General features: G+C 63.3%; 11 protein-coding genes. 5 read left to right on the forward strand and 6 right to left on the reverse strand.

Features of this window, described 5'->3' with window-relative positions; translation table 11 throughout:
- Positions 1–15 precede the first annotated feature (15 nt).
- Entirely contained in the window at positions 16–1,497 is a 1,482-nt protein-coding gene (locus JQ558_RS02140; RefSeq protein WP_212292701.1) for an aldehyde dehydrogenase, read from the forward strand.
- 156 nt (positions 1,498–1,653) lie between these two features.
- On the opposite strand, the gene JQ558_RS02145 is transcribed toward JQ558_RS02140, so the two are convergent.
- The 3 genes from JQ558_RS02145 to JQ558_RS02155 form a co-directional block, all read right to left on the reverse strand.
- A complete protein-coding gene (locus JQ558_RS02145) occupies positions 1,654–2,637 on the reverse strand; it encodes an NAD(P)-dependent oxidoreductase (protein WP_212292702.1) in 984 nt (327 codons plus the stop codon).
- Positions 2,638–2,676: 39 nt separating this feature from the next.
- Positions 2,677–3,456, reverse strand: coding sequence for a class II aldolase/adducin family protein (locus JQ558_RS02150; protein ID WP_212292703.1), 780 nt, complete (start codon positions 3,454–3,456; stop codon positions 2,677–2,679).
- A gap of 111 nt (positions 3,457–3,567) precedes the next feature.
- On the reverse strand, positions 3,568–5,217 hold the full coding sequence (locus JQ558_RS02155; RefSeq protein ID WP_212271978.1) for a glycosyltransferase family 39 protein: 1,650 nt from the start codon (positions 5,215–5,217) through the stop codon (positions 3,568–3,570).
- Positions 5,218–5,596: 379 nt separating this feature from the next.
- Between JQ558_RS02155 and JQ558_RS02160 the strand changes: the two genes are divergently transcribed.
- Positions 5,597–6,478, forward strand: a complete 882-nt coding sequence (locus JQ558_RS02160) for a DUF308 domain-containing protein (protein ID WP_312014941.1) — start codon at positions 5,597–5,599, stop codon at positions 6,476–6,478.
- Between the two features lie 199 nt (positions 6,479–6,677).
- Positions 6,678–7,091 carry a MucR family transcriptional regulator gene (locus JQ558_RS02165; protein ID WP_192737430.1) on the forward strand — a complete coding sequence of 138 codons (414 nt, stop codon included), beginning with the start codon at positions 6,678–6,680 and terminating at the stop codon, positions 7,089–7,091.
- 49 nt (positions 7,092–7,140) lie between these two features.
- Here the strand turns inward: JQ558_RS02165 and JQ558_RS02170 are convergent, their stop codons facing one another.
- Positions 7,141–7,569 (reverse strand): SufE family protein, encoded by a 429-nt coding sequence (locus tag JQ558_RS02170; RefSeq protein ID WP_212205381.1) that lies wholly within the window; start codon positions 7,567–7,569, stop codon positions 7,141–7,143.
- Positions 7,570–7,673: 104 nt separating this feature from the next.
- Complete coding sequence (locus tag JQ558_RS02175) at positions 7,674–8,096, reverse strand: DUF5330 domain-containing protein (RefSeq protein ID WP_212292705.1); 423 nt, start codon at positions 8,094–8,096, stop codon at positions 7,674–7,676.
- Between the two features lie 427 nt (positions 8,097–8,523).
- Between JQ558_RS02175 and JQ558_RS02180 the strand changes: the two genes are divergently transcribed.
- Complete coding sequence (locus tag JQ558_RS02180) at positions 8,524–10,368, forward strand: PAS domain-containing sensor histidine kinase (RefSeq protein WP_212292706.1); 1,845 nt, start codon at positions 8,524–8,526, stop codon at positions 10,366–10,368.
- Complete coding sequence (locus JQ558_RS02185) at positions 10,361–11,113, forward strand: peptidoglycan-binding domain-containing protein (RefSeq protein WP_212292707.1); 753 nt, start codon at positions 10,361–10,363, stop codon at positions 11,111–11,113. Before JQ558_RS02180 ends, JQ558_RS02185 begins: the two co-directional genes overlap by 8 nt.
- A 9-nt stretch (positions 11,114–11,122) precedes the next feature.
- Here the strand turns inward: JQ558_RS02185 and JQ558_RS02190 are convergent, their stop codons facing one another.
- Complete coding sequence (locus tag JQ558_RS02190) at positions 11,123–12,763, reverse strand: hypothetical protein (RefSeq protein ID WP_212292708.1); 1,641 nt, start codon at positions 12,761–12,763, stop codon at positions 11,123–11,125.
- Positions 12,764–12,806 lie beyond the last annotated feature (43 nt).

Consider the following 12,806-nt stretch of genomic DNA (forward strand, 5'->3'; position numbering starts at 1 on the left):
AAATAGGAGGGTCAGATGAAGACCTATCAGCATTTCATTGGCGGCGAGTACGTGAATCCTGTCGGTGGTGAGTGGTTCGAGTCGGTCGATCCCTACCGCGGCGAGCCCTGGGCGAAGATCCCTCGCGGCAACAAGGCCGATGTCGACAAGGCGGTAAAGGCCGCCAACGACGCGATGTGGCGCGGCCCCTGGTCGACGATGACGGCGTCCGCACGCGGAAAGGCGATGCGGAAGCTTGGCGACCTCGTGGCGGAAAATGCCGAACGCCTCGCGGAGATCGAGGTGCGCGACAACGGCAAGCTCTTGGCGGAGATGCTTGGCCAGCTTCGGTACCATCCGGAATGGTGGTGGTATTTCGGCGGACTCGTCGACAAGCTCGAAGGCGGCCTTGTGCCGATCGATAAGCCGGACACCTTCGCCTACACGACGCACGAGCCGGTCGGTGTGGTCGCGGCGCTGACGGCCTGGAATTCGCCGCTTCTCTTTGTCGCCTGGAAGTGCGCCGCGGCCCTTGCCGCGGGCTGTGCCGTCATCGTCAAGCCGTCGGAGTTCACGTCCGCCAGCACGCTGGAATTCGCCGCGCTCACGAAGGAGGCCGGCATTCCAGATGGTATCTTCAACGTGGTGACGGGCTTCGGCCCCGAGGTCGGAACGGAACTGATCTCACATCCTGGCGTCGCCAAGATCACCTTCACCGGTTCGGACGCGACCGGCGCGAAGGTGTACGAGACCGCTGCGCGCAGCTTGAAGCGAGTTTCGCTCGAACTCGGCGGGAAATCACCCAACATTGTCTTCGAGGATGCCGATCTGACCGCCGCTGCCTCGGGCGCGGTCTCCGGCATCTTTGCGGCGACAGGGCAGACCTGTATTGCGGGATCGCGCCTTCTTGTTCAGAATTCGATCAAGGACAAGTTCGTGGAGCGTTTGCTGGAGCTCGCAAGGTCCGCCAAGATCGGCGATCCGATGCAATCGGATACCAATATTGGTCCCATCACCACCCCAGCCCAATACAAGAAGGTGCTCGATTACATTGACGTAGCGAAAGCGGAGGGTGCCCGCTGTCTGCTCGGCGGAAAGCCCGCCTCGGGCGCCGGCATCAAGGGCGGCCAGTTCGTTGAACCGACCATCTTCACCGACGTCGACAATTCCATGCGGATTGCGCGGGAGGAAGTGTTCGGGCCGGTGCTCTCGATCATCGGCTTCGACACTGAGGGAGACGCGATCCGCATTGCGAACGACACGATCTACGGTCTTGCCGCCGGCATATGGACTCAGGATCTGGGACGCGCGGTGCGGGTACCAAAGCTTCTGCGTGCCGGTACCGTTTGGGTGAATACTTACCGGGCGATCAGTTACATGATGCCGTTCGGCGGGATGAAGCATTCGGGTCTCGGCCGCGAGAGTGGCATTCACGCGGTGGGAGAATATCTGGAAACCAAGAGCGTTTGGATATCGACGGCAAAGGGCGCGCCAGCCAATCCATTTGTCATGCGTTGAACGAGGCGCGGTCTACGGCCACGATTGTGTGACGGGCTCGCCAAAACAAAAACGCCGCCCGGAATTGGGCGGCGTTTTGATTCGGTAGTGCAGAGGTCGTTGGAAAACACCTTACACGCAATTCCCAAGATTTTCAATTCCGATAACCCGGGCGAATCACTCCAGCGGATAGGGCCCGTCGTGGAAGACGCGGTCGTGATAGCCCTTGCTGCCGACCTGCCGCGCGAGCGGGCTGCGGATGTCGTCACCGGTTTGCAGCCGCGCCAGCAGGGTGTGGAAATCATGGCGCGGTTGCCAGCCGAGTTCAGCGCGCGCTTTGGCGTTGACGTAAACCCGGTCGATGCCGGACGCCATCGTCCAGCCGCGCCGTGCATATGCCGCCTCAAAGCCGGGCACGTAACGGCGCAGCACAAGCGGCAAATCGCTGCGCAAGTCCGCGGTATCATCGCGCGAGAACGGCGTCGTGGCGCTGATGATGTATTTCGCGAAACCTGCTGATGGCGCGTGGCTGATGGCCAGCAGATGCGCGCTGACCACGTCCTCGAGATCGACGCGGCGATGGAGAAATTCGTTGGCCTTGAGGTTGGCGTCGGCATAGCCCTCGCGGACGGCGCGGTTGTCGTCTTCCTCGGGAAAGAAACGCGAGGTGCGCAGGACGATGGCGCCAAGTGAATGGTTGCGGGCAAACAGCTGGCACAGATCCTCGGCGGCCGCCTTGGTGACGCCGTAGATGTTCTTCGGCACCGGGATGACGTCTTCCGTCACCCAGGCCGCGGGCTCGCCCGGTGGCGGCACCAGCGCGTCACCGAACACGCTCGTGGTGCTGGTATAGACGAACGCCGTGACGCCGGCAGCCGTGGCTTCCTCAAGCAGATTGAGCGTGCCTGTGATGTTGACGTCGACAAAGTCCTGAAGGCTGTGGGTCGCCACATGCGGCTTGTGCAGCGTCGCTGCGTGCAGCACGGCCGTGACGCCCTTCATGCATTGTCGCACAACGCCGCGGTCCGTGATCGAGCCCACGAGCTGCGTGAACGCGCCCGGAAGAACGTCGATGCCGAGGACTTCACGCCGCTCAGCCTGCAGGGTACGGACCAGTGCCTCGCCGAGATGTCCGGAACTGCCGGTCACCAGAATAGTCACTTCGCCAGGCCTTTCGCACTGTTCACCCGCGTGCGGGCGTCAGGTCCGGTAGCTCGGGTCGATGCGATCGAGCTTGCGCAGCAGCGGCGGCCACACCAGGTTGGTCGAGCGCATTTCCGCACGGTCGGGATTGCTGAACAATGCGGCGTTCTTGTCGACCACGGCCGCTTCGACCGGGTAGGCGGTCGGCCCGAGCATGCGGGTGCGCACCTGCATCGTGCAGGCCCGCTCCAGATGGTACATGCGCTCGAAGGCGGAGGCGACCGAGCGGCCGACGGTGAGCGTGCCGTGATTGCGCAGCAGCATGTGGTTCTTGTTGCCGAGGTCCTTTTGCAGCCGCGGGCGCTCGTCATGGTCCAGCGCAATGCCTTCGTAGTCGTGATAGGCGAGGTCATGGGTGACCAGTTGCGCGGTCTGGTTCATCGGCAGCAGCCCTTCCATGCAGCTCGCCACCGCCGTGCCGTCGGGCGTGTGCAGATGCAGCACGCAGCCGGCGTCCTCGCGGACCTCGTGGATCGCCGAATGGATGGTGAAGCCGGCCGGGTTGATGCTGTAGTCGCTCTGGGTGAGCTGGTTGCCATTGAGGTCGACCTTCACAAGGCTGGAAGCTGTGATCTCGTCGAACATCAGGCCGTAAGGATTAATCAGGAAGTGATGCTCCGGACCGGGTACCCGCGCGGAAATGTGGGTGTCGACGAGATCGTCCCAGCCATACAGTGCGACCAGGCGATAGGCGGCGGCGAGATCGACGCGCTGGTTCCACTCGGCATCGGTCATCCCGGACGGTACTTCCTTGAGGCGAGCTTCGGCTGGCGACATGACCGGTTTCTCCCGTGTGTTGCTGATTTGGTGCGCAAGCTAGCCCTGCGCCCGCACCACAGCAAGGCGCGGCCAGGGCTGGCTGTTATGCCTTTGTGCGCTTGATAAGGGCTACGGCGCCGGAATGGCCAGCAGGGAGGAAATGGCCCGGCCGCGGATGTCGTAGACGCGCGCGAACACGACATCGTCGCGCTTGATTTCCACCATCACCGGCGCGGTGAGGCCCTTGCAATAGAATTCGCCCAGCGTCATCGCGAAGTCGGCGGCGTTGCTGTCCCAGCCGATGGTGAAATCCGGACCGAGCGCGACCTGCGCCGGACGTTGCGGGCCGCACACCGCAACCTTCCACTTGCGCCCGCTCGGCGCGACTTCCTGCCGCTCGACCAGTTCCTCGCGCAGACCGTCGGAAGCCTGCTTCAGCGCCAGGCCCCAATAATCCAGCATAAAGAAATTGTCGGCGGAGCGGACCGTGCCGGCGATGTGGTTGAAGTGGGTGTATTCGTAAGGATGCAGGCGGATCATTTCGCTGAGCGGCAGCAACAGCCCGAAAGCGAACGCCGCAAGGGCTGCGGGCTGCCAGCTGCGGCGGTTTTCCTTCAGCCAGGTCATGCCCCGGCCGAAGGCGACGCCGGCCAGCACCGCCATCGGCGGGATCACGAACACGAAATGCCGGATGCCGTTGTAGAGCGCGGGCCGCTTCACCATCGCGATCACCAGCGGCAGCGTCGCCGCCATCGTGAGCATCAGCATAATGGTCTTGCGGCGGGCCGGCACGTCGGTGCGCGACAGCGACATGAAGGTGCCGATGATGCCGGCGAACAACAGCGCCAGCAGTACTTCGGGGAGCTGCAGCGCGAACAGCGTCGGCAGATACGACCACGGCATGTCCGGCACCGATACCAGGGCGCCGTCGAACATTTCCTTCCAGGGCTTTTCGAAGAAATGCGAGAAATAGGTCAGAGCCTTGAAAGGATGGTCCGGCTCCATGATTGCCCACGGCCACACCAGGCCCATCAGCAGGTAGCCGAACACGAGGCCCGGCAGCAGCACGTAGACCACATGACCAAAGCGATGCACGGCTTCGCGCAGCCCCTGCGTGCGATATTCCTCGATCAACAAGGGAATGAAACCGACGACGGCATAGACCAACGCCAGGCCGCCGAGGATCCGGCAACCGATCGCAAGGCCGGCACCCAGGCCGACGATCAGGATGGTTCGCGGCGAAGGCTGCGGATATTCCTCGGCGAGGCGGACCAGACCCAGGATCAGGATCACCATCGAGACCGCGAATGGTGCGTCCTTCGGGTTCATGAACATGTGGCCGTAGAAGGTCGGGCACAGCGCCAGCAGCAACAGTGTCGCGAGCCCGGCCAGCGGACCGCCGACCCGCCGCGCCAGCCGCCACGTCACGGCAAGTCCGATGACACCGACGACGGCGCCGAGCAGGCGGCGTGTTTCGAACAGTTCGAGCGGGATGACCTTGTGCAGCAGTGCCGCCGCCATGTCGAAGCCGCCGCCATACATGTAGAGATTGGCGAACGACAGCGCGCCGATATCCTTGAAACCGGAACCGTACATGCGCAGCAACAGCTCGGCATATTCGGCGTGGGTGTAATCGTCCCAGCCCAGTCCGTAATCACGGAAGGTCAAACCTGCGACCAGGGTGACAGCGGCCAGCACGACCATGGCTAGGTCGTCCCAAGTCCGCTCCATCGAGCGCCGCTCGGGCGTATCGACGGCAGATGTCGTGATGGCTGACATGGCTATTGGCTAACCCGGTGTCCCCTTTGGCCCAGCGTTTGCGCTTTTGAGCCTCTTTTCCCCGGCATCCATATAGCGCAGTTCCATTTTCAAGTAATCGGGAATTGTGGTCTAATTCCCTGATGCAATGCAACAAATTGGCGGTAATTAGTAGGCAGTAGATATACGGGAGGCGTCTGAATGGCAGCTGAATGCCGCGATCGGCGCCTGAATTTTGCAGAGGGAAGGTTTCCGCCGCCGGGATTTTTGAGGAACCGTTTTTTGAGGAACTCTGTGCAGAATTGCTGGTTGGCGGTGCGCACATTATGACGGTATCGTGGCATAGGCGGTTTGCGAGCATTTCGGGCGCAGCCGGGGGGTTAGTTCGATGATGGTTGGCATGTTGGTCGCGGGTACCGGCCTTGTTTTGGCGGGCCTGCTGGCGATTGGCTACGGGATCACGATCAACGAATTCAGCACCGGCAACACGCTGATCCTCTCCGGCGTGACCGGGTTTTGCACGGGCGCGATCATGCTCGGGCTCTGGGTGGCGGTGCGGGAACTGAGGAACATCGGGCGGCAGCTCGGTGCGAGCGTATCCCAGCCGCGCGGCGAGGCCATGGTACGGCCGGTGCTTCCACCGGGTATGTCACCGGAGGCTGGTTCAGGCGACGGCCTTGTTCCGTTCAAGCTGAAGACCGCCGAGAGTGCCGGCAGCGAGCCCGCCGCACCTGCTGCCGCCTCGCCGTCTCCGCCGCCATGGCAGGGTGAGGTCGCCACGCGCGAGCGCCCGCGTGGCGATCTGCCGCCGGAATCCGAGCCCGCCGAGGCTGCGCCGAAGCCAAAGCGCAATCTGTTGTTTTCCTCGACGTCGCGAAAGGAGCGCGAGCGCGCGCAGGCAAGGACCAGCGAGCCGCTGCCGCCGGATCTGTTGTCGCCGGACCTTCGCCCCAATCCGCCAGCCGCGCCGCCGCCGCCAGTTCCCGCCGAAGCGCAACCGCCATCGTTCGATGATGCCTGGCCGAAACCGGAGCGATCGCGGCCTGGTGAGACCCCGCCGCCGCGTCGCGCGGGCCGGACACCCCCTGCATTTGACGAACCAAACGGCGTCCCGCCGCGCAATGACCAGCAGCCGGCCGTAACGGTGCTGAAATCGGGCGTCGTCGACGGCATGGCCTATTCGCTCTATTCGGACGGATCGATCGAGGCCCAGATGCCCGAGGGCATGATGCGCTTTGCTTCCATCGACGAACTGCGCACGCACCTCGATCAGCGGCCCTGAAGCGCCAATACTTGGCCGGCAAGCCGGCGTGAAAATAAAACGCCGCTGTTCTTGTCAGATTCCCGGTAATTCGGTCATATTCGCCAAGTCGTAATAAATTCCCTTTGCGTATAGGCGCGGCCGGATACTTTCAGCACCCTACGCGCTCGCGCGTTCGCGATCCCAGGATCGCGATTGCGATTCCCAGGAAGGTTGAGCCATGACCGATTCCGCCGGCAAGACGCCCGTCGAACTGACCGCCAATATTGTATCGGCCTATCTCAGCAACAATCCGACGCAGGCCTCCGAAATCCCGAGCCTGATCAGCCAGGTTCACGCCGCGTTGCTGCGGGTATCGACCGGCCGGATCGAGACGCCGCTCGAACCGGCAAAGCCGGCCGTGTCCGTCAAGAAATCGATGACCCCGGAGTATCTGATCTGTCTCGAGGACGGCAAACGCTTCAAGTCGCTGAAGCGCCATCTGCGCACGCAATACAACATGACGCCGGAGCAATATCGCGACAAATGGGGCCTTCCGCCCGACTATCCGATGGTCGCGCCGAATTATGCGGTGGCCCGTTCGCAGCTCGCCAAGAAAATGGGCCTCGGCCAGCAGGCGCGGAAGCGGAAATAGCAAAGCGTTTTCGCGCGAAGTGGATACCGGGTCGCGTTAAGAAAACGCGTCAGGAAGCCGTGGCAAGCGCCTCGCGCGCATCGGAGCGGATGCGCTCGACCATCGAGCGCAGACCGTTGGAGCGCTGCGGCGTCAGATGCTCGCGAAATCCGAGTTCGTCGAACAGGGCAATCGCATCCGTCGACAGGATCTGTTGCGGCGTGTGCCCGGAATAGAGCGTCAGCAGGATAGCGATCAGGCCGCGCACGATGTGGGCGTCGCTGTCGCCGAGGTAATTCAGGCGCGGTTCGCTGTTGCCGCTGCGGTCGAGCTGCTTCGAGAGCCAGACCTGGCTGGCGCAGCCGTTGACCTTGTTGGCCGCTGAATGCTCGGCGTCCGGCATCGGCGCCAGTGTGCGGCCGAGTTCGATGACGTACCGGTAGCGGTCGTCCCACTCGTCCAGCAGCTCAAAATTTTCCCTGATCTCGTCGATCGTCATCGTGGCCCGTGTTCCATGCTCCCACCGTCTATATAGGATGCGGGTGGAGCGAAAGCGACGAAAATGGAACCGGTTCCGGGCCTATTTTTCCGCCATTTAATCCTTCAATGCATAGACGTCGTGCCGCGCCACTCGGTTACGAGATCGTCTTGCGTGAGCGTGTCGCCCCGCGCGGTGGCCGCCGGCGTGGCTTCGTCGTCGCCCGCGCCGTCGATCGAGCCGGTGTGATCGGGGGCTTTCTTGTCGGGTTTATCGGACTTGTCGGGCTTGTCGGTGATGATCTGATACAGCTTGCGCGCGCCGTCCTGAGCGCGCTGGCCGATCACGGTCGCGGCCTGGCCGCCGACTTCACAGGCCGTGGGCTGGCGCTTGCAGAACTGCCCCATGTCGGAGACGGCCGCGGTCGCAGCCGATACGGCTTCGGAGGCGCCGATCTGCGGCAGCTTGTCCGATTCAGGCGTCTTTTCTCTGGGCAGCAGCACGAGCACCAGTCCGAGCCAGAACACCATGCGAAGCAGAAAGAACATCTCGCGACCCCGGTCGTTTCTTTTGGTCTTGTTGCGGTTATGTCCGCAGGTTTGCTCCTGATATCAGCCGTCGATAAATCGCAAGTGTTTGCATTGAAGTAAATTCGCCGAAAATTCGCTGAAAATTCCAATGATTTGATTCGACGTAAATTTTCGATTGATATTCGCGAACACAAAAAAGTGGGCGTGCCGGGGCCGTCCACCATTTCGAAACCATAGATTGATCGCGCCGGAAACCTGTCGTTCACCATCCGCGTCGAATGAGCGTTCCGTAACGGGTTAAAGCTCCGCGAATGCACGGTGTTTGCCGCCCGGCCGTCGTGCCTTAGCGTTCGCTTAAGTTCGCTCTGACACGGTGGGCCAAAGATAAGGGGGCGTTCCGGCGCGTCTGCAAGCCAACAGACGAACAAGCCGAAGCGCAAAAGCCGTGAGTGTTTTGAGTATCATCCGCGATTGTCTCGATGCGCTGCTGCATCCGTCCGCACGATATGATGCGCTGACGCGCGCGCGCCATCGCGCCTTCATGGCGCCGCGGCTGCTCGGCAGCCTCGCCGCCTTTGCGGCATTCCCGGTCTACCTGGCGATGCGCGGTGCGCCCACGGCTATCGAGGTTGCGGCTTTTGCCTGGCTGATCGCACCCATCCTGCTGTCATGGTTCTTGTCGCGCACCGGTCGTTACGACGGCGCACATATTCTGTCGTCGCTGGCGCTGGCCGGTCTCGTCATGATGGTCGCCGCGAACACCGGAGGCATTGAGTCCTTTGCCGCGGTCGGGCTGGTCGTGGTGCCGCTTGAGGCCGCGCTCTCGGCCTCGCGCCGCGTCGTCGCGTTTGCCTCGGCGCTGGCGTTGTCCTGCGCCGCGCTCTTGATCGCCCTCGGGCATTTCGACCTGTTGCCGGTGGTGGAGCCGAACGCGGCGTTGCGTAGCCTCCTGATGGCGGTTGGAATCGCGGCGGCGACGCTCTATGCCGTCGGTCTCGCCTTTGGCTCGGAATCGCTGGCGCGTACCAGCGTCGCACTGCTCAGTGTCGAGGAAGACCGCTACCGCCTGCTGGCGCTCAACATGAGCGACGTGATTTCACGCCACAGCCGCAACGGCGCGGTGCAGTTCATCTCGCCCGCCGCGGAAACCATGCTGGGCACTTCAGTCACGCGGCTTGCGGGTCACGGCCTGTTCGACCGCGTCCATGTGGCCGATCGTCCTGCCTATCTGACCGCATTGTCGGACGCCGCGCGTGGCGGCGAGGCGCGCAGCGTCGAGTTCCGGCTGCGGCGCGATGTCGTCCGCGGCCAGAGCAACTCCGATTTCATCTGGGTCGAGATGCGCTGCCGGCCGCTCGAGCATGCCTCGCCCGAGGCCGAAGTCGTCGCCGTGATGCGCGACGTCACCGACCGCAAGGTGCAGGAGCATGCCCTGGAGTTGGCGCGTACCGCCGCCGAACGGGCGGATGCGTCCAAGACGCGTTTCCTCGCCACCATGAGCCATGAACTGCGCACGCCGCTCAACGCCATCATCGGGTTCTCCGAGATGATCGTTCAGGAAGATCTGCTGATGATCGACGCGGCGCGGCGCAAGGAATACGCGCAGCTGATCAACGATTCCGGGCAGCATCTGCTGTCGGTCGTCAACGGCATTCTCGACATGTCGAAGATGGAGTCCGGCAATTTCGAGATTTCGCCGGAGCCATTCGCGCCGCGTGCCGCATTGCTGCATTGCTGCAACCTGCTGGCCCTGAAAGCGCGCGACAACGGCGTCGATCTCGTCACCCGTGCGCCGGAAGATCTGCCCATGATGACGGGAGACCCACGCGCCTTCAAACAGATCGTGCTGAACCTGGTCGCCAACGCCGTCAAATTCACCGAGCGCGGCGGCCATGTCACCGTCTCGGCTGCGGTCGAGGGCTCGCGCCTGATGCTTCGCGTGACCGATACCGGGGTCGGCATCGCACCCGACGATCTCAAGCGGATCGGCGATCCGTTCTTCCAGGCCGGCAAGACCTATCAGCGCAAGCACGAAGGCACCGGCCTCGGGCTGTCGATCGTGAAGGGCCTGGTCGGATTGCACCATGGCGAGGTGAATGTTCAGAGCAAGGTCGATGAGGGAACCACGGTAACCGTGGTCTTGCCGCTTGCCTTCATGCCGTCGGCGGTGGAATTGAATTCGCCTTCGAGCCCTTCGAGCCAAGCACCTTCGAGCAATGTCGCGACGCTGAAGCCGGCGCTGCGATCAGGATTACAAGACCAAGCCCATCAGGTGAAGAAAAGTGCCTAAGCGAACGATCGATGACGACGAGATGCCGCGCCGCCGCCGCGGCGCGAAAGCGGTTGCAGTCGACGCGGAAGAAGAGCGTGGATTTGTGATGCGCATGCTCTTGCGCAGTCCGAAGGACATGCTGGCCGGCGCGCTGGCCGTTGCCGCCATCGGCGCCATCCTCACCAACGCGTTGTTTCTGCAAGCCGGTCGTCATCCGTCGCCGATGTTCGGTTCGGTCGTGAAACTGCCGGCGCCGGCGCCGGTGGCTGCGAACCCGCTGCCCCGTCCGCGCCCGGTAGAACTGGTGCGTTCCGCTGAGCCCCCGGAACCGAAACCCGTCGAGAGCAGAAACGCCGATCCCAAAACCACCGACCCCAAGAGCGCTGACCCCAAAAACACTGACCCCATGACCAATCTGGTGGTCAGGTCGACCGGTTCGGCTCCCGCCGCCGCAGCTTCCAGCACTGCTACTCCGGTGGCCAAACCGAACGGGTCCGTGCCGGCTGCGGCGCCCCAGGTCTTGCGGCCGCCGGCGCCGATTCCGGCTTCCGCGCAATCCGCGGGCGCGCGCCGCGTGGCGTCGGTGCAGCGCGCGCTGACCGAATACGGCTACGGCCAGTTGAAGCCGACCGGCGCCGTCGGTGCCGACACGCAGGCGGCGATCACGAAATTCGAGCGCGACCGCAAACTGCCGGTGACCGGACAGATGTCCGACCGCCTGGTGAAGGAGCTCACCGCGATGACCGGCCGTCCGATCGAGTAGGGACGGGCCTTACGACCCACCCAGCAGGATCTCGGTGACCTCGTCGGAGAATTGTTTTCTCCGCCCGTGGATCAAAATCCATTCCGAGCCGTCCTGATCCGGCTTCGCGCGCGGCATGCCATGGTCGAGCAGGGCGCGCGCACAGCCCGACCAGTCGCCGCCTTCGACCGGCTCGTTGCAAGACGCCCAGGAAAGCGAGCCGCAGGCATTGTCGCCAAAGCCATGTTGCTCGGTCCAGCTGGCCCCATGTTCGAGCAGGAACCGGGTCAATCCGGCATCGCCGCGAAACACCGCAAGATTGAGCGCGGACGCATTCCAGTCGCCGCCGCGCACCGCGATCGGCCAGCCAAGCCTGACCATCAGCCTTACCCCCACATCGTTGCCCTCGGCGGCAAGATCGGGCAGCAGCCGCAACTGCGAGGCCGGAAGCGTTTCGGGAAGGTCGGGCCGCCTGGCGCGGATGCGCCGGGCCTCGGCCTCATCGCCGCAGGCGCAGGCCGCAATGAATGCTTCCTCATCCGGAATGGGCTCGTCCGCAGCGCTCGCGGCCAAGAGATCGGCGACCTCGCGAAGGCCAAACTGCAAGGCGAGCCGGTAGGCGCTGACGCCATCAGGCGTCGCTGCCAACGGGTTTGCGCCTGCTTCCAGCAGCGTCTCGATACAACGGCGGGATCGCCGCCGCCGGATCGCCCACAGCAGTGGCGATCCCCAATCGGTCAAGGGTGAATTGCGCGCCGGCTCATTCGGATCGCCGCCGTTCTGGAGCAGAAGTTGAAGTGCGACGACATTGTCGAAGTCGAGCGCATGGTAGATCACGTTACTGCCCGCGACACGCGCGCCACGCTCCAGCAGCAGGCGGGTACAAACAAACGTCTCCAGCGAGTGATAGAGGGACTCGCCGTCGTTTGGATCGGCGCCGGCGTCGAGCAGCAGTTTCGTGAGTTCGGGGTCATGGTTGGTTCCGGCGGCGCCGTAAAGCGCCGACAACGGATTGCCGTCGTCAGGTTCGCTGACCGATGCCGGCGGCCAACGATTGCCGATACGCTGATTGGGATCGGCGCCTGCGCCCAGCAGCAAACGGGCACAGCGATGCAGACGCGCGCGGAATTCCGGAACGGACAACAGGCTGGAATGCGTAACGGCGACAAGTGGAGGCAGTTTCAGTGGTCCACCCGGGCGATTGACCCATGCTGCATCCTGCTGCGTAGCCTGTCGCAACGCGTCTTCCGCGCCGATCGCACATGCCAGATAGGGGTTTCCGGCGGCGAGGTCGGGGCTTTCGGCCAGCATCCTGATGGCAACGCGCGGATTGGCGCGATTTGCCGTGCCATTGATGTCGCCGGCATAAATCAGTTGGAGCCAGCGCAGGACACGTTCGTCGCGCTCGCTGCCGATGGCCGATTGCGCTTCGAGATAGCGTCTCAGGTCCTGCCAGGAAGCGAAGCCGTAGTCGCGCGCCACACACGATTGAGCGTCATGGAGCCGGAGATTCAAGGATGCGATCTGGTCGTCGCTGTGCCCTGCGGCTGCCGGAAGGGCGCGGCGAAAGCGGGCAAAAGCGTCGCCATCACGCTGCCGGTAGAGACGGAGCAAATCCTTGGCTTGCTTCTTGAGATGGTCGAGATTTAGTCGATCAGGCGATCGTTCCATTGGAAACCTCCGTGCATGGATCGCCGATGGTCCGCAATACCGG

This window comes from Bradyrhizobium sp. AUGA SZCCT0160, from assembly GCF_018130105.1.
GTDB lineage: Bacteria > Pseudomonadota > Alphaproteobacteria > Rhizobiales > Xanthobacteraceae > Bradyrhizobium.